Here is a 17,533-nt window from a genome sequence, read left to right as displayed (position 1 = left end):
TCCCCCTCTCTCGTGTTTTGTCCGGCCGGCTTGTTGCCGGCCTATTGTGTGAAGACGCGGCTTTGGCGGATGTCCTCCTCGGCGATGGTCAGCAGGTCGGCGGCGGCGATGGCGCTGCCGCGTGCCTCGAACAGGCGGTTGGCCTGACGCAGGCGGGCACGGTCCAGCGCGTTGCGGATGGAGCGGGCGTTGGCAAAGCGCGGCTGGGCCATGCGGCGGAGGATGTAGTCGCCCATCGCCCGCTCGGCTTCCGGGGCCATGCGGTACTGCATGCCCTCCGTCATCAGCCGGGCGATCTCCAGCAGTTCGCCGGCCTCGTAGTCGGGGAAGTCGACATGATGGGCGATGCGCGACGCCATGCCGGGATTGGAGCGGAAGAAGACCTCCATGCGGTCGCGATAGCCGGCGAGGATCACGACCAGATCGTCGCGGTTGTCCTCCATCACCTGGAGCATGATTTCGATGGCTTCCTGGCCGTAATCGCGCTCGTTCTCCGGCCGGTAGAGGTAATAGGCCTCGTCGATGAACAGCACGCCGCCCATGGCGCGCTTCAGGACCTCCTTCGTCTTCGGCGCGGTGTGGCCGATATATTGGCCGACCAGATCGTCGCGGGTGACGCTGACCACATGGTCGCGGCGGATATAGCCCAGCCCATGGAGAAGCCCGGCCATGCGGCGAGCCACCGTCGTCTTGCCGGTGCCGGGATTGCCGGTGAAGCACATGTGCAGCGACGGCGGTTCCGCCCGGAGGCCGATGCTGCGCCGTGCCCGCTCCACCAGCAGCAGGGCGGCGATCTCGCGGATACGGGTCTTCACCGGCATCAGCCCGACCAGTTCGCGGTCCATCCCCGCCAGCATTTCGCCGATGCCGGACTCGCGGTAAAGCGCGTCGAGATCGACGGAGGGAGCGTCGGGCGGCTGGTTTCGGGTTTCCGGGGCGGTTTTCGGGGCGGTTTCCGGATCGAGAAGGTCGGCCGCCCCGCTCATGCCGCCCTCCATTCCGGTTCCCTCATCAGGGCGGCGCGCATCCGCCCGACCACCCCGCGATAGCCGCCGTCGGCGTCAGCAGCGCCGAAGATGGCAGAGCCGGCGACGAAGACGTCGGCCCCGGCATCGGCGACGGCGCGGATGTTGTCGGGCTTGATGCCGCCATCCACCTCCAGCCGGATGTCGCGGCCGGTGCGCTCGCGGTGGCGGTCGATGCGGCGGCGGATTTCGGCGATCTTCTCGAACGCGGAGGGGATGAAGGACTGGCCGCCGAAGCCGGGGTTGACCGACATGACGAGGATCAGGTCCAGCCGGTCCATCACATGATCGAGATGGGCCAGAGGCGTCGCCGGGTTCAGCGCCAGCCCGGCGCGGCAGCCCTGCTCGCGGATCAGCGCAAGGGTACGGTCGGGATGGTCCGACGCCTCGGGGTGGAAGCTGATGATGTCGGCCCCGGCCTTGGCGAATGCCGGCACCAGCGCATCGACCGGCCGCACCATCAGATGGACGTCGATGACGGCGCGGGTGCGCGGGCGGATGGCGGCGCAGACCAGCGGGCCGATGGTCAGGTTCGGGACGTAATGGTTGTCCATCACGTCGACATGGACGACCTCGCATCCGGCCTCCACCACCCGCTCCACCTCCTCGCCCAGCCGGGCGAAGTCGGCGGACAGGAGGGAGGGGGCGAGGAGATTGCCGTTCCCTAGGTTACGCTCCATGACGGACCTCCCCGCCATAGCGCTCGCCCGGCGGACGGCCGGTGGCATAGCTGCGCACCGTGTAGCCGATGCGCCGCCCCGGCCCTTCGGAGCGCAGCAGCTCGAAGCCGGGCTCCACCGCCGGGCGGTTGATCAGGTAGGACATGCGCACCGTCTCGAACCCGTGGGAGCTGTCGAAGGCGAGAACCTTCACATACTGGTCGGGGTGGGCGGTGCGGCAGGCGTCGATCTCCATCATCACGCCCTTGGCGTCGCGCAGGTCGAACATGGGGTTGCCCCACATCGTCCAATAGCTGTTGCGCGGGTGCGGATCGTCGGTGAACTCCACCGCCACGGCCCAGCCCTGGTCGAGGGCGTATTGCACCTGTTTGGTGATCTCCTCGTCCGTCAAATCCGGCAGGAAGGAGAACTGACCCTGTGTCAATCGCATGGAAAACTCTCCTTCTCACATCGCCGCGGTGGGGGTGGGAACGTAATCGACGCTGTCGGTGGAGGCGTAGTCGAAGGTCACGTCCTTCCAGGTGTCGAGCGCGGCGCGCAGCGGGGCGCACCAGCGGGCGGCATCGCGCAGGATTTCCGGCCCCTCGCTCCAGATGTCGCGGCCCTCGTTGCGGGCCTTGACCATCACTTCCAGCGCGACACGGTTGGCGGTGGCGCCGGCCTGGATGCCGTCCGGGTGGCCGATGGTGCCGCCGCCGAACTGCAGGATCACGTCCTCGCCCAGATATGTGAGCAGCTGGTGCATCTGCCCGGCATGGATGCCGCCGGACGCCACCGGCATCACCCGCTTCAGACCGGCCCAGGGCTGGTCGAAGAAGATGCCGTGCTGCAGGTTCTGCGGGACATGGGTCTCGCGGCAGGTGTCGTAGATGCCGCGGATCACGTTGGGATCGCCTTCCAGCTTGCCCACGACGGTGCCGGCATGGATGTGGTCGACGCCGGCCATGCGCATCCACTTGGCGATGACGCGGAAGGACACGCCGTGGCTCTTCTGCCGGGTGTAAGTGGAATGGCCGGCACGGTGCAGGTGAAGGATCATGTCGTTGCGCCGCGCCCATTTCGCCATCGACTGGATGGCGGTGTAGCCGATCACCAGATCGATCATGATGATGACGCTGCCCAATTCCTTGGCGAACTCGGCGCGCTCATACATGTCCTCCATGGTGGCGCCGGTGACGTTCAGATAGGTGCCCTTGACCTCGCCGGTCTCGGCGACGGCGCGGTTCACCCCCTCCATGCAGTAGAGGAAGCGGTCGCGCCAATGCATGAAGGGCTGCGAGTTGATGTTCTCGTCGTCCTTGGTGAAGTCGAGCCCGCCCTTCAGCGCCTCGTACACCACGCGGCCATAGTTGCGGCCGGAAAGCCCCAGCTTCGGCTTCATGGTGGCGCCCAGCAGCGGCCGGCCGAAATTGTTCAGCCGCTCGCGCTCCACCACGATGCCGGTCGCCGGCCCCTGAAAGGTCTTCAGATAGGCGACGGGGATCCGCATGTCCTCCAGCCGCAGCCCCTTCAGCGGCTTGAAGCCGAAGACGTTGCCGATGATCGATGCGGTGAGGTTGGCGATCGACCCTTCCTCGAACAGGTCGAGTTCATAGGCGATGTAGGCGAAATACTGCCCCGGCGTGCCGGGCACCGGATCGACGCGGAAAGCCTTGGCGCGATAGCGCTCGCAATCGGTCAGGCGGTCGGTCCACACCACGGTCCAGGTGGCGGTGGAGCTTTCGCCGGCGACCGCCGCCGCCGCTTCCTCCGGGTCGACGCCATCCTGCGGCGTGATGCGGAAGACGGCGAGCACGTCGGTGTCCTTCGGTTCGTAGTCGGGCTCCCAATAGCCCATCTGGCGGTATTTCAGCACGCCCGGCCGGTAGCGGGCCTTCGGGTCGCTGACCACCCCCTCGGCGGCCTTCTGATCCGTAGGGAGCGTCGTCGATACGTAGTTCATCGTCTTCACCTCGCCGGTGGCGTTCGGTTCGTTCCGCTGAAAACGTTAGCTCCACGTACTATTGAGGAAAATTCAAATACACAGCACAGTATGAATAGGGATTCCTGATGAATGGGCCGACCGATGACCATCCAGCATGCCACGCTGCGCCAGCTGCAGATCTTCACCGCCGCCGCCCGCAGTCTGTCCTTCGCCCGCGTGGCGGAGCAGTTCGGCCTGACGCCCGGCGCGGTCTCGTTCCAGATCAAGCAGGTCGAGGGGCATTGCGGGTTTCCGCTGTTCGAGCGGGTCGGCCGTGGCGTCGTGCTGACGGAGGCGGGGCGCGACCTGCTGGAGCATGCGACGCTGATTCTCCAGGCGCTGGACAATGCCGACCGGCGGATGCAGGCGCTGAAGGGGGTGACCGGCGGCAACGTCACCATCGGGCTGGTCAGCACCGCCAAATACATCGCCCCGCATATGGTCTCCCGTTTCCAGGCGGAGCGGCCGGGCGTGTCGATCCATCTCCAGGACGGCAACCGGCGGGAGGTCAATGCGATGGTCGCCAAGGGCGAGGTCGATCTCGCCATCATGGGCCGCCCGCTGGACGAGGATGAACTGCTGGCCGACCCCTTCGCCCGCCATCCCAGCATCATCATCTGCGCGCCGCCCCATCCCCAGGCCGACGCCCCGTCCCTGCGCCTGTCCGATCTGGCTGACAGCGGCTTCATCGCGCGGGAGGAAGGGGCCGGCACGCGGGCGCTGACCGACGCCTATTTTCACGGACAGGGCTTCTCGCCGCGCATCGTCATGACCTCCAGCAGTAACGAGACGATCAAGCAGGCGGTCATGGCCGGCATCGGCGTCGCCCTGCTGTCGCGCCACACCGTGGACCTGGAACTGGCCTTGGGCATGCTGCGGGAGTTGAAGGTGGAGGGGCTGCCGCTGATGCGATCCTGGTACATCGCCCACCGCCGCAGCCTGCCGCTGCTGCCGGTGCACGCGCAGCTGCGCGGCTACCTGCTGGAGCGTGGGCAGGCGATCATCGACAGCATCCAGGCCGGCCACCGGGCGCTTGCGGCCGGCAGCTGACCTTGCTTCCCGACCGCACCGTCACGCATCGTCCGACAGCCGGCGATCCCGCTGGAAGGCAAGAACGGACGCACCGCTCTCCGATACGGGAACCACGCCCTTCGCCTGCCCGCCGGCCTCGGAAACAGTGCCGGGAGCCATGGTCAGATAGCGCACGCAACTGACACGCAGGAAGGAGGCGAGATTCTGAACCGCGCCATGGACCTCCACGACCTCGTCATACAGGGTGACGATCAGGCGGTTCGTGGTGGTCCCCTGCTCCGCCGCGATGTCGGCGAGGACATTCCAGAACAGGTTCTCCAGCCGGATGCTGGTCACCATGCCATGGATGCGGACCGAGCGGGATCGGGCCTCGTACAGGATGGGGTCGGTGTTGACGAAGATCTGGCACATGCACCGGCCCTCCCTGGAGCGGTTATGCTGTCCTGCGGCAGACGAAATCAGGCACGGGCGGCGCCCATCCCTTTCCCGATAGCCTCGCGCCGGATGCCGTGCTGGCTCAGCTTGCGGTACAGGGTGCTGCGGGAGATGCCCAGCACTGCGGCGGCATCCGACAGGTTCCCGCCGGTGGCGGCGATCACGTCCTCGATGGTGCGCTGCTCCGTCACCGTCAGGGACATGGCCGACGGGTCGGGAGACACAGGCATCGGCATCGGCGGACCCGGCAGGGGCCAACCCTCCGCGGCCATGCCGCCGCAGCCGTCCCGGAGCTCTTCGGGAAGATCGCTCACGTCGACCATTCCGCCGGTGGACAGCAGGACCGCGCGTTCCACCAGATTCCTCAGTTCCCGGACATTGCCCGGCCAGTCATAGCGGTGCAGCCGCTCCAGCGCCGCTGCCGTGAAGCGGACCGGGTCGCGCCCATGCCGGTCGGCCAGCAGGTCGTTGAAATGGGCGATCAGGCGCGGCACATCGCCCTGCCGCTCCCGCAAGGGCGGCACCCGCAGGGCGGTGACGGCGAGGCGATGATACAGGTCCCGGCGGAACCGGCCGGCGGCCACCTCATGGCGCAGGTTGCGGTTGGTCATGGCGAGCAGCCGGACCGACACCCGGCGCGGCGTGCTGTCGCCGATGCGGTACAATACCCCTTCCTCCAGCACCCGCAGCAGATAGGGCTGCAGGTCGAGCGGCAGTTCGCCGACCTCGTCCAGGCACAGCGTGCCGCCGTCGGCCAGTTCGAAACGGCCGGTCCGCCCCTCCGCCGCCGCCCCGGTGAAGGCGCCGCGCACATAGCCGAACAGCTCGCTGCCCAGCATCTCGCGCGACACGGCCCCGCAATTGAAGGGAATGAACGGTCCGCTGGCCACGGTGCTGTGGCCGTGGACGGCACGCGCGAACAGTTCCTTGCCGACGCCGGTCTCCCCCTCGATCAGGATGGGAACCGGCAGCGGCGCCAGCCGCTCCCCCTGGCCGATCACCGCGCGCAGGCTGTCGCTGGCCCCGACGATGTCGCCGAAGCGCGACCGTGCATGGTCGGTCTCGTCGGACGCCGCGCGGCGGCCGGCGGGCAGGCGGCAGGAGGCTGCGCGGGGGATGACCAGCAAAGTGCCGCGCCGCTCGCCGTCCAGCATCAGTGGCCGGACCCAGTCGGCCGGCACGGGCAGATGGCCACCCGATTGATGGCTCTCCGCCGGCTTGCCCGACGCCATATCGGCGATCCCGACGATGGGCAGCCTCGTACCGCGGCTGAGCTGAGGCAGGTCCGACCCGAGGCTGGCCTTCAGCAGATGCGCCGCCTTGCGGCTGGCGTAGAGCAGGCGGCCACGCGCATCCAGTGCGATCAGCCCCTCGCCCGCATATTTCTGGCTGTCCTCCAGGCAGGCTTCCAGCAGACGGACATGCTCCGCCTCGGTCTGGCGGGCGAGGTTCCATTCCACCTGCCGGGCGGCGACCACCGCCAGCGCCAGTGCCTGGGCGCTGAATCCCTGCTTCAGTCCGGAGATGTCGAGCAGCCCGACGACCGACCCGTCCAGCGGATCATGGATCGGCGCCCCGGCGCAACTCCACCCCTTGATGCCGGCACAGTAATGCTCGGCCGCCTGGACCAGCACCGGCGTCTTGGACGCCAGCGCCGTGCCGATGCCGTTGGTCCCGGCGCAGCTCTCGCTCCAATGGCCGCCGCAGCCCAGGCTGATGTCGCGTGCCGCGTTCAGCGTCGCCCGGTCGCCCGCCGCCTCCAGCACCACGCCGTTGGCATCGGTGATCAGCATCACCGTCCGCGTCCCGGCCAGAAGGTCCGCCGCCTCCGCCAGCGTGGTGGCCGCGGCCTGCAGGAGTTCGCGATTCTCCCGCCTCAGGGCTTCGACATGGTCGGCGCCGACCACCGGCGCCGCATCCGCCCGCGCATCGACCAGAAAGCTCTGGCACCGCGCCCAGGACCGGATGACCACGTCGCGGACCGGCAGATTTTCCTGCCGCGATCCGGAAACGAAGTCCTCCCACGCCTTCATCGTCGCCCGTTCGCCAGTCAATTCGCCATGGGCCAGCGCATGGAACGCCGGACCGGATGACGCAACGGCCGAACGGCCGATGGCGACCTCTTCATTGGCCAACACTGTCCCCTCCCTGCTTCCCGGCGTCTTTTGCTGTTTATTGTCCGTGCGCCGATTGTCCTTCGGTCCGGATGCGGAGGACCGCCCCCGATCCTCCGCATTCTGTATTGTTGGTATAAGAAACCATAAGCCGAACCGAAGCGGGAGCGGTAGTAGCGGAATACTCTATGGCTTTTTTCCCAGCCCCTTTCCCCGAAGGTGGAGGTTTCCTGCCGCCGGACCCGGTTCAGGCGCGCCCGTAGCGCTCCATCCCGCCGCCGCGGGCAGGGCCAGCGGTGGGATCGACGTCGTCGGGGATGTCGGCGACCAGGGTGTGGGTGGTCAGGACCAGCTTGGCGACCGACACCGCGTTCACCAGGGCCAGCGTGGTGACCTTGGCCGGGTCGATGATGCCGGCGGCGAACAGGTCGCCGAACCGGCCGGTGCGCGCATCGAACCCGGTGCCGTCGGGAAGCTCTGCGAGGCGCGCGGCGATGCCGGCCCCGTCCAGTCCGCCATTCTCCGCGATGCAGACCAGGGGCTGCAGCATCGCCCGCTGCACCAGCCGTATCCCTGCTCGCTCGCCCTCCCCGACATCCTCTGCCAGCCGGTCGAGCAGCGGGGCGATGCGGGCCAGCGCGGTGCCGCCGCCGGGCAGCACCCCGTCGGCCAGCGCGGCACGGGCGGCGGCGAGCGAATCCTCCAGGAGCTGGGCCGTGCGCTTCTGTTCCACCGGCGTGGCGCCGCCGACCTCGATCAGGGCAGTGCCGTGCGTGAGCTTCGCCAACCGCTGGGACAGCTTGTCCCGCTCGATGTTGGGCGGCGCCTCCTCCCACTGTCGCTGCACCAGCGCGCGGCGGGCGGCCAGCGCGTCCGGATCGCCATGGCCGCGCAGCAGGGTGGTGCGGCCGGCGGACACCTCGATGCGGTCGGCACCCCCCAGATCGTCCGCCGTCACGCTGTCGAGGCGCCCGCCGAGGTCACGGGCGATCACGCGCCCGCCGGTCAGGATCGCGATATCCTCCATCATCGCCTGACGCCAATGGCCGAATTCCGGCGGGTTGATCGCCACCACCGTGGCGCGGCCATCCCGGCGCAACCCCATCAGCGCCGCCACCACCTCCGGCGCCACACTGTCGGCGACGACCAGCAGCGGGCGCTTGTCGGCGATGCGGTCGATCAGGCGCAGGAGCGGCTCCGGATCGGTGATCTTGTGGTCGGTCATCAGGATTCGGGGCCGTTCCAGTACCGCAGCCTGGCCGGTCGGTTCGGTCGCCATGTGGTGCGACAGGAATCCGCGGTCCAGCACCATGCCCTCCAGCACATGCAGCGCGGTCGGCGCGCCCGGCTGGCCGTATTCGATGTCGATCACTCCCTCCGTCCCCACCCGGCGCAGGGCGTCCGCCACCAGCCGGCCGAGTGCCGGATCGGTCGCCGCGACCGTCGCCACCTGCTCCAACTGCGCATCGCCCGCCAGCGGCCGGGCCATGCCGCGCAGCCGGTCGACCACGAAGCCGCAGGCGCGCTCCATCCCCTCCACCAACTCTACGGAACCATGGCCGTCCGCCAGCACGGCAACGCCATCCTGGATCAGCGCGTCGGCCAACACGGTGGCGGTGGTGGTGCCGTCGCCGGCCACGTCATTGGTCTGCTTCGACACCTCGCGCACCACCTGGGCGCCCATATTCTCGAAGCGGCAGGGCAGCTCGATCTCGGCGGCGATGCTGACGCCGTCGCGGGAGATCATCGGCGTGCCGATGGGGCGGTCGATGATCGCGTTCGTCCCCTTCGGCCCCAGCGTGCCGCGCACCGCCAGGGCCAGCTTGCCCACCCCACGGGCAAGCGCAGCCCGCGCCTCGGCACGGTGCAGCATCATCTTCGGCATCGTCTCGTTCCCTCCCATTCTTGGTTTTGTGGATTTGAAAAGGATTCCCTCTCCCCCCGGGGAGAGGGTTAGGGTGAGGGGGATGCGCGGCGAGGATTTTCGAAATAGCCACGCGATGCATCCCCCTCACCCCGACCCTCTCCCCGCTTTCGGCGGACCAAAGGTCCGCCTGACGCCGTCAGCACAAACGAAGTTTGTGCGAGAGGCGGGAGAGGGAGATTTCACTCGTAAGCGAGCGCGTCATCCATGTTGCCGAAGAGGACGACGGTGTCCTCGTCGATCATGACCATGCGGCCATAGTGGGTGGAGGTGGAGATCTCGAAGATGTGCGGGGTCATCTCACGGCCGAGAGCCTCGCCGATCTCGCTCATCTTGAACTCGATCTTGCCTTCTCCGTCGATGCGGATCATCGCCGGCAGGTAGGTGACGGTGATGCCGGGCTTGCTCTCCATCACCTCGGCGATGCAGCGCGCCTCCACGCTGTCGTTCATCGTCACGCCGCACTGGTGCGAGATGGTGCCGTCCTGGGTGATGTCCTTCAGCGGCTTGAAAAGCTGCTGCACGGTGGTGACGCTCATGGTCTTCGTCCTTTTGTGGCGGAGATGCGGGAAGGATCACTCGGCCGCAGCGTCGGTGACGGCAGCCGCAGCGGCCGGCTGCCCGACCTCGACCGGCGGCAGGGCCGGCAGGTCGGCGTCGATGCCGATTTCGCGCCCGATGGCGGCGACGCGGTTGCGCGCCCGCTCGAAGGCGTCCGTGAAGCTCGCCGCCTTGACCCGCGGCAGCGACCACAGCGGCTGCAACTGCAACGCCGCCTTCACCGCCAGACCGCCGTGGTGGGAGAACCAGCTCTGCAGCATGGTGCGGTTGTCCTCGCCATGGACCGGGTCCCGCAGCAGCAGGGCGAACAACTCCACCGCGTTGGCGAGGTTCCGTTCATAGTCCGCCTCCGCCGCCGAGATGACCGACGGGGTGGAGAAGTCGTTCTGCGCCGCGGCCACCTGCATGACGAAGCCGCTGCGGAACAACTCGCCGACCAGCGGTTCGAAGACGAGGTTGACGGCGAAGTACTGCTCCAGGAAATCGGTCGCGGCGCGGATATGCTCCACCGCCTCGCGGCAGGGCTGCCAGATCGGGTCGTCCAGCCAGTGCGCCTTGCCGGCGTCGAGGTCGAAGCCGCCGATGTCGCTGCCCACTTCCGCCAGATAGAGCGTCAGATCCTGGGCGAAGCGCAGCTTGTAGGAGGCGTTGGTCAGGATGGCGTTGTTGACCATCTGGGTGTAGCCATAGCGCTGCGCCCGCATCAGCGCGGTGCCCAAGCCATATTCGGCATGCTTGAAGGCACCGACATGGTTCTGGAGCACGGCGACCCAGGCCTTGTCGAAGCGCTGGGGCGCACCGGCGCGCCGCGCGTTGTCCACCACGTTCTGGATCATGCCGACGATGGTGGACTGGCGCTGGTAATGGGTGCGCTCCCATTCCTGGTCGGGCGCGCGGAAGCCGTGCCAGTCCGTGCATTTCAGCGCGGTCCAGTCCTTGGAATATGTGGGCGTGCCGTCGCCGAAGGAGATGATCCAGTTCTGGAGCAGGTAGCGCTCCGGATCGGGCTGGACGTCGACCGTCACGTCCTCGTAATGGGTCGCCTTGCGCCCCTTCGGCTCGAAGTAATTGTAGCGGCGGCTGTCCGATCCCGGAAATACTTTGGCTCCGGCGGCGGCAGAGGTGGCTGTGGTTTCGGTTTCCTGCATGGTCATCGTCTTTCCTCCCGTATTTGCAAAATCCCGGCTCAGCGGGTGGCGGGGGTGAATTTGTCGAAATAGACGCGTGCGGAATCGATGCCGGCCATCTGCAGGACCGGCAGCACCGCGTCGATCATCGGCGGCGGCCCACAGGAGAAGACGTCGGCCTCCTCCACCTCCGCCATGTCGGACAGGTGCCGGCGCAGCACCTCGTGGATGAAGCCGGTCTCGCCGTTCCAGCCGTCGCCCTCTTCGGCATGGGACAGGGCGGGGATGAAGGCGAAATCCGGCAGGCTGCGGGCGAACTCCTCGAACAGGTCGAGGTGGAACAGGTCCCGGCGGCTGCGGGCGCCATAGAAGAAGCGCACCGGCCGTGTCTCGCCGTTGGCGGCCTGATCGCGCAGGATCGACAGCAGCGGCGCCATGCCCGAACCGCCGCCGACCAGGATCATCGGCCCTTCCCTCCCCTCGCGGCGGAAACAGGTGCCGTAGGGACCGCGGACGGTCACCCGGTCGCCGACCGATAGGCCGCCGTCGAGCTGGCGCGAAAAGGCGCCGTCCGGATATTTCTTGATGATGAACTCCAGCCGGTTGCCATCGGCCGGCGGGTTGCCCATCGAGAAGGACCGGGTGAGACCGATGCCGGGCAGCGTGATGTCGGCATACTGGCCGGCCCAGAACTTCATCGGCTGGTCCAACTCCAACGCGATGGCGACGATGTCGTGGGTCAGCGGCTCCACCTCCGCCAGCCGGGCGGCGAAATCCTTCACCGGGATGGAGCGGGACAGCAGGTCCTCGTCATAGTTCAGCAGTTCCACCGCCACGTCGCTGTAGGCCAGCGAGCGGCAGAGCAGGATGTGGTTGCTGTCGCGCTCCGGATCGGAGAGCGCGAAGGTGGAGTATTTCAGCATCTCCACGTCGCCGTCGATCAGCAGGCACTTGCAGGCAGAGCATTGCCCCTCCTTGCAGCCATGCATCAGCGAGACGCCCTGGCGGAAGGCCGCGTCGAGGATGGTTTCCCCTTCCGCGACCTCCATTTCGATGCCGACCGGCTCCAGCCGCACCGTGTGGACGGCCGGACTGTTGTGCAGCGCTTGTGCGGTCATGGTCTGTCGATCTCCGCGGTGATGTCCGCCTGTGATGTCCGCAGGGGACCCCGTCCCCCCTCTCCACCCGGAAAGGGGGGACGGAAAGGGGGGCAGGCCCGAGTGAATGGGCGGGGGGCTCAGACCCGGCGGATCTTGAAGCCCTTGCGGTATTCCTCGACATGCGCCTGCCGCTGTTGCGGCGTCATCTCGCGGAGCGCCAGCAGCGGGCTGCGGATGGTGTGGCCGCGCACATGGTCCAGCGTCCACATGTCCTTCTCCTCGAAAGACAGATGCGGCTGGGCGACCAGCGTCTTCCCGTCGGGACGGACGAAGCCCATGTCCTGGATGGCGTCGGCGAGGTCCCAGCCGTCATAGACCTCCTCCCACTGGCGCCGGCCGGAGAAGCGGCCCATCGCCGGGGTCGGGCGACCCTGGTATTCGGCGGCGAAGGCCTCCTTGTGGGTCCAGCGGTCGACCTCGGAGGCGTAGGTGTAAAGCTCGCCATCCACTTCGTCGACCTGGAAGTCCTCGCGGATCACGCAGGGCACCAGGCTCGACCAGCAGCGGTGCGGATAGACGTAGCCGGTGTCGGCGAAGGTGATCGGCACGCTGCCGGGTTTGCTGAGCTTGGCGTAATTCTCCCACCAGACGCCGAACTCGTCATACCAGCCCGGATACTTGCTCTCGAACCACTCGAAGTCGCGCTCGGTCATCGCCTCGATGCGCCAGAAATTGGCCCACCAGCCGGCCGAGAAGAACTGGGCGATCTTGTGGACGTAATTCTTCTTGACGATGCTGTCGAAGGCTTCGTGAACGTCGTCATGGTGGATCTTGATGCCGTACTTCTCCAGCGGCAGCATGTAGGTGCGGTAGTAATCCTCGAAGATCCAGCGGTGCCACAGCTCGGCGTAGGATTCCTTGTTCTTGTCGCGATTCTTGGTGCCGTATTCGATGATCGTGCCGATGGCGGCGTCGACGATCATGTGGTTCTGCCAGAAGGAATAGCGGATGTCGCGTTCCAGCAGCAGATGGTTGTCCGGCTCCTTCAGCACCGACATCAGCATGGAATGGCCGTTGCCTATGTGGCGGGACTCATCGCTCTGCACCGACAGGAAAACCGTTGGCAGGGCATAGTCGCCGTTGCGCGCCGCTTCCGACGGCATGGCGACGAACAGCGTGTTGGTGAAGGCGGTCTCCGCCACGACCTGCAGGTAGATGTTCGACGCGGTGATGGCGTCGCCGGTCAGGAAGGCCTCACCGAACTGCCGGCCGATGGTGGTGGCGTAGCATTTGCCGAACGCCTTCTCGGTGATGTCGAAGCCGGCCGGGTCGATGTAGTTCTCCATGTACCATTTCTTGAGGTTCATCTGGATCGTCGAGTGCCGGAACTCGTCGATCATCTGCATGGTGAAGCCGGTGCGCAGGTCGTCGCCCGGCGCCAGCTGGCCCAGCGTCGCCATCGACCGCGCCGCAGAGATCTCCGGGAAGGGGATGATCGCCAGGAAGAGCTTCATCCACTCGATCCAGCGCGGCTCGACGTTGCGGAACATGTCGCCGCGCAGCGCCGCGTCCAGCGCGCCATAGACGCGGTTGTCCTTCTCCTCCTGCATCGGGAAGTAGGAGCGCAGGACCTGCTTCATCGGGTCGCGCGGCGCCTTGGAGATCTTGTAGTCGGTCGGAAAGGCCATCGCCTCCTTGACGTAGGACGGCGTCCAGCCGAGATCGGCGACGCGGCGCGCCGCCTCGGTGATGCCGATGCCTTTCTGGCTGGTGATCTTGTTCAGCGTCAATCCATCTGGCATGTCGTCTCTCCCCATGATTATGATGATGGTGTTCCGATGGTCGGGCTCAAGGATCGGGCCTGAAGGATCGCGCCGTTCGCCGATGGCGATCAGAGGCGTGCCGACCTGCCCGCGGGAAGCCGGCAGCGCGATATCGGAAATCATCTGGTTTCAGGCCGTTTGCGGCCGCCGAACCGGGGCGGCTGCATCGTCGACGCTGTTAAGCAACCGCCGTGCCAAGCCGCCAAGCGGCGACGCCAACCCAATTTTAAAGAATGTTTGTGGCGCCCACTGTCCCATCATGAGACGATCTGTCGCGGGCATGTGTCTCAAAACGAAACAGTCGGGACACTCGATACCGCCGAACTTCTTGGAAAACGCCCCAGCATCTAGCCTTCGACAGCCGATCACCAGATGGCATGACGCTTGCTTTTCCCAGTCAACGGCGCCGCCCCGGCCACCTGCCCGGCTGATCCGGCAAAGAAAAGCGCAGGCGCCACCCCACGCATCGGGAGGGATTTTAAAAGATGAGGCATGCGATGCACGCGAAACTGTCGCCGCACCGCTGGGTGATGCTGTTGCTCCTGCTGTCCATACCGTTCTCGCCCTTTACGCGGAAATCCGCGGCGGCGGAAGGAGAGGCGCTGTTCCGGCAGCAATGCGGAGCCTGCCATACGGTGAAGAAGGATGATGGACCGCGCGCCGGACCGCCGCTGTTTGGCGTCATCGGCCGCAAAGCCGGCTCGGCGGCCGGCTTCGAATATTCCGACGCGTTGCGCGGCGCCGGCTTCGCCTGGGACGCCGGCCATCTTGAACGCTGGCTGGAGAATTCGAACGCGTTCCTCCCCGGCAGCTACATGAACTACCGGCAGGACGATGGCAGCGTCCGCAAAAGCATCGTCAATTTCCTGGAAACCAGCGCCACCCGCTGACCCGGACCCACAACGACATCGCAGGAAGCATCATGGCCAAGATCATCCACATGATGGTGCGCGTCATCGACGAACAGCGGTCGCTGGACTTCTACGCGAAGGCCTTCGGGCTGGAGCCGGCCGAGCGGCTGGCCTTCGACGGCTTCACGCTGATCTACCTGCGCAATGCTGAGAACGATTTCGAGCTGGAGCTGACCGTCAACCACGACCGCACCACTCCCTACACCCATGGCGACGGCTATGGCCACATGGCGGTCGCGGTGGACGATCTGGAGCGGGAGCACGCCCGGCTGTCGGCCTTGGGCTTCCCGGTAACGCCGGTGAAGGAGTTCGCCCCCGGCGGCGCGCTGCTGGCCCGCTTTTTCTTCGTCACCGATCCGGACGGCTACAAGACCGAGGTCCTGCAACGCCACGGCCGCTATCGCTGAGTTTTGACGACAAGAACAAACCACTTGGGAAGGAGACGTCGATCATGCGCGTTCTCGACAAACGGACACGGTTCAACCGGCGGAATTTCCTCAAAACCTCGGCCGCTTCGGTGGCGGCGGCGGGCGCGGTCTCCAGCGGTGTCGTGTCGATCGCGGCAACGCCGGCCTGGGCCGACGCACTGACGGCCATCAAGCCGGACGCTGCCAAAACGCTTCTGGTGATGGTGCGCGACCTCTATCCGCACGACCGGCTGGGCGACGCCTATTACGAGAAGGCGCTTGCCTCGATGGACCAGGAAGCCGCCAAGGACGCGACGTTGGCCGGCCAGCTCAATGAGGGCGCCGTGGCACTCGATACCGCCGCGCGCAAGCTGCGCAACGCCCCCTACGCCGCCATTCCGGCGGAGGCGGACCGCGTCACTGTGCTGAAGTCCATCGAAACCACCCCGTTCTTCCGCAAGGTCCGCGGCGACATGGTGGTCGCCCTCTACAACCAGCCGGAGGTGTGGGCGAAGCTCGGCTACGAAGGGGCGTCGGCCGAATATGGCGGCTACATCCACCGCGGGTTCGACGATCTCGATTGGATCAAGGACGCCTGACGCTCCTGCCGACCTGCCTCAATGAATACCCACAAAAGCCCGTAACGGGGAGGATCGAGACATGGCTGCGAAATTCGCGATGGATGACGACAGCGTCGTGGTGGTGATCGGATCAGGTGCCGGCGGCGGCACGCTGTCGAACGAATTGGCCCAGAAGGGGATCAAGGTCGTCTGCCTGGAAGCCGGCGGGCGCCACGAAATCCAGGATTTCGTGAACGACGAATGGAAAAGCTTTTCGCAGATCTCCTGGCTCGACAAGCGCACCACGTCGGGGGCCTGGCGGGTGGCGAAGGACTTTCCCAACCTGCCGGCCTGGATCGTCAAGGCGGTCGGCGGCTCCACCGTCCATTGGGCCGGCGCCTCGCTCCGCTTCCAGGAGCATGAGTTCAAGGCACGCACGACCTATGGCGAGGTGGAGGGGGCCAACCTGCTCGATTGGCCGGTGACGCTGGCGGAGATGGAGCCCTACTACGCCAAGGCCGAGTTCAAGATGGGCACGACCGGCACCAACGGCATCCCGCGGCTGCCCGGCAACAACAATTACAAGGTTCTGGCGGCTGGCGCCAAAAAGCTGGGCTACACCGACTTCCACACCGGCAACATGTCGATCAACAGCAAGCCGCGCGACGGCCGCGGCCCCTGCCAGCAGATCGGCTTCTGCTTCCAGGGCTGCAAATCGGGTGCGAAATGGTCCACCCTCTACACCGAGATCCCCAAGGGAGAGGCCACCGGCAACCTGGAGGTCCGGCCGAACGCCCAGGTCTTGAAGGTCGAGCATGACGCAAAGGGCCGGGTCAATGCCGTGCTCTATGCCGATGGCACCGGCGCCATCCAGCGGCAGAAGGCCCGCATCGTCGCGGTGGCCGGCAACTCGATCGAAAGTCCGCGCCTGCTGCTGAATTCGGCCTCGACGATGTTCCCGGACGGGCTGGCGAACTCCTCCGGTCAGGTCGGACGCAACTACATGCGCCACATGACCGGTTCGGTCTATGCGGTGTTCGACCGGCCGGTGCACATGTATCGCGGCACTACCATGGCCGGCATCATCAAGGACGAATCGCGCTTCGACCCGCGGCGCGGATTCGTCGGCGGCTACGAGATGGAAACCCTGTCGCTTGGCGTGCCCTTCATGGCCGCCTTTCTTGATCCGGGTGCCTGGGGCCGCGATTTCAGCTCGGCGCTGGATGCCTACGATCATATCGCCGGCATGTGGCTGGTGGGGGAGGACATGCCGCGCGAGACCAACCGCGTCAGCCTGCACGCGACCGAGAAGGACAAGTTCGGCCTGCCCATTCCCAACGTGCATTTCGACGACCACCCCAACGACATCGCCATGCGCACCCATGCCTATGGGCGCGGCTCGGCGGTTTATGACGCGGTTGGGGCGGTCCGGACCATCAACACGCCGCCCTACCCGTCCACCCACAATCTCGGCACCAACCGCATGAGTGCCAACGCCCGCGACGGCGTCGTCAACAAGTGGGGACAGGCGCACGACATCAAGAACCTGTTCGTTTCGGACGGCAGCCAGTTCACCACCGGAGCATCGGAGAACCCGACCCTCACCATCGTCGCGCTGGCGATCAGGCAGGCGGAGTACATCGCCGACCAGATGACCAAGCGGGAGATCTGAAGAAGACGGCCCAAACAGCAAAACGCCCCGGCTCGCATGAACCGGGGCGTTTCTGATGTTCGTGAGGATGCCAGCGTTTATGCTTTGGTTTGACGTCTCTTGAGCCTGAGTGACCTGGCGGCGACCTACTCTCCCACGTCTTAAGACGCAGTACCATTGGCGCGGAGGCTTTTCACGGCCGAGTTCGGGATGGGATCGG

16 protein-coding genes and 1 rRNA gene are annotated in these 17,533 nt (G+C 66.4%); 5 read left to right on the top strand and 12 right to left on the bottom strand.

Annotation, left to right across the window (positions count from 1 at the left end; translation table 11 throughout):
- Positions 1–41: 41 nt before the first annotated feature.
- Genes cbbX through VD964_RS02270 form a run of 4 tightly spaced genes read right to left on the bottom strand, consistent with a single transcriptional unit; the run spans position 42 to position 3,647 of the window.
- The gene (cbbX, locus tag VD964_RS02285) at positions 42–986 is read right to left on the bottom strand and encodes a CbbX protein (protein WP_324865127.1); all 945 of its coding nucleotides are present in this window, start codon (positions 984–986) and stop codon (positions 42–44) included.
- Positions 983–1,705 (bottom strand): ribulose-phosphate 3-epimerase, encoded by a 723-nt coding sequence (rpe, locus tag VD964_RS02280; RefSeq protein ID WP_324865125.1) that lies wholly within the window; start codon positions 1,703–1,705, stop codon positions 983–985. Before rpe ends, cbbX begins: the two co-directional genes overlap by 4 nt.
- Complete coding sequence (locus VD964_RS02275; RefSeq protein WP_324865123.1) at positions 1,695–2,135, bottom strand: ribulose bisphosphate carboxylase small subunit; 441 nt, start codon at positions 2,133–2,135, stop codon at positions 1,695–1,697. Before VD964_RS02275 ends, rpe begins: the two co-directional genes overlap by 11 nt.
- Positions 2,136–2,150: 15 nt before the next feature.
- A complete protein-coding gene (locus VD964_RS02270) occupies positions 2,151–3,647 on the bottom strand; it encodes a form I ribulose bisphosphate carboxylase large subunit (RefSeq protein WP_324865121.1) in 1,497 nt (498 codons plus the stop codon).
- A gap of 123 nt (positions 3,648–3,770) precedes the next feature.
- On the opposite strand from VD964_RS02270, the gene VD964_RS02265 reads away from it, so the two are divergent.
- Positions 3,771–4,718, top strand: coding sequence for a LysR family transcriptional regulator (locus tag VD964_RS02265; protein WP_324865119.1), 948 nt, complete (start codon positions 3,771–3,773; stop codon positions 4,716–4,718).
- Positions 4,719–4,739: 21 nt separating this feature from the next.
- Here the strand turns inward: VD964_RS02265 and VD964_RS02260 are convergent, their stop codons facing one another.
- The 7 genes from VD964_RS02260 to VD964_RS02230 form a co-directional block, all read right to left on the bottom strand.
- The gene (locus VD964_RS02260) at positions 4,740–5,111 is read right to left on the bottom strand and encodes a ribbon-helix-helix domain-containing protein (protein ID WP_324865117.1); all 372 of its coding nucleotides are present in this window, start codon (positions 5,109–5,111) and stop codon (positions 4,740–4,742) included.
- A gap of 47 nt (positions 5,112–5,158) precedes the next feature.
- Entirely contained in the window at positions 5,159–7,273 is a 2,115-nt protein-coding gene (locus VD964_RS02255; protein ID WP_324865115.1) for a sigma-54-dependent Fis family transcriptional regulator, read from the bottom strand.
- Positions 7,274–7,496: 223 nt separating this feature from the next.
- Positions 7,497–9,134 carry a molecular chaperone GroEL gene (locus tag VD964_RS02250; RefSeq protein WP_324865113.1) on the bottom strand — a complete coding sequence of 546 codons (1,638 nt, stop codon included), beginning with the start codon at positions 9,132–9,134 and terminating at the stop codon, positions 7,497–7,499.
- A 221-nt stretch (positions 9,135–9,355) separates the two neighbouring features.
- The gene (locus VD964_RS02245; RefSeq protein WP_085086548.1) at positions 9,356–9,712 is read right to left on the bottom strand and encodes an MmoB/DmpM family protein; all 357 of its coding nucleotides are present in this window, start codon (positions 9,710–9,712) and stop codon (positions 9,356–9,358) included.
- A 36-nt stretch (positions 9,713–9,748) separates the two neighbouring features.
- A complete protein-coding gene (locus VD964_RS02240) occupies positions 9,749–10,888 on the bottom strand; it encodes an aromatic/alkene monooxygenase hydroxylase subunit beta (RefSeq protein ID WP_324865109.1) in 1,140 nt (379 codons plus the stop codon).
- A gap of 32 nt (positions 10,889–10,920) precedes the next feature.
- Positions 10,921–11,979: an NADH:ubiquinone reductase (Na(+)-transporting) subunit F gene (locus VD964_RS02235; RefSeq protein ID WP_324865107.1), complete on the bottom strand. Its 1,059-nt coding sequence runs from the start codon at positions 11,977–11,979 to the stop codon at positions 10,921–10,923.
- Between the two features lie 119 nt (positions 11,980–12,098).
- Entirely contained in the window at positions 12,099–13,907 is a 1,809-nt protein-coding gene (locus VD964_RS02230) for an aromatic/alkene/methane monooxygenase hydroxylase/oxygenase subunit alpha (RefSeq protein ID WP_324865105.1), read from the bottom strand.
- Between the two features lie 374 nt (positions 13,908–14,281).
- On the opposite strand from VD964_RS02230, the gene VD964_RS02225 reads away from it, so the two are divergent.
- The 4 genes from VD964_RS02225 (at position 14,282) to VD964_RS02210 (ending at position 17,334) form a co-directional block, all read left to right on the top strand.
- Positions 14,282–14,674 (top strand): c-type cytochrome, encoded by a 393-nt coding sequence (locus tag VD964_RS02225; RefSeq protein ID WP_324865103.1) that lies wholly within the window; start codon positions 14,282–14,284, stop codon positions 14,672–14,674.
- A 32-nt stretch (positions 14,675–14,706) separates the two neighbouring features.
- Entirely contained in the window at positions 14,707–15,102 is a 396-nt protein-coding gene (locus VD964_RS02220) for a VOC family protein (protein WP_324865101.1), read from the top strand.
- 44 nt (positions 15,103–15,146) lie between these two features.
- On the top strand, positions 15,147–15,701 hold the full coding sequence (locus VD964_RS02215; protein WP_324865099.1) for a twin-arginine translocation signal domain-containing protein: 555 nt from the start codon (positions 15,147–15,149) through the stop codon (positions 15,699–15,701).
- Positions 15,702–15,762: 61 nt separating this feature from the next.
- On the top strand, positions 15,763–17,334 hold the full coding sequence (locus VD964_RS02210; RefSeq protein WP_324865097.1) for a GMC family oxidoreductase: 1,572 nt from the start codon (positions 15,763–15,765) through the stop codon (positions 17,332–17,334).
- Between the two features lie 112 nt (positions 17,335–17,446).
- Here the strand turns inward: VD964_RS02210 and rrf are convergent.
- Positions 17,447–17,533 (bottom strand): 5S ribosomal RNA (gene rrf / locus VD964_RS02205); the annotation flags it as partial.

This window comes from Azospirillum sp. (assembly GCF_035628975.1).
Classification (GTDB): Bacteria; Pseudomonadota; Alphaproteobacteria; order Azospirillales; family Azospirillaceae; genus Azospirillum.
Note: the sequence above shows the minus strand (reverse complement) of the source record. Positions and strands in the feature narration are given on the sequence as shown.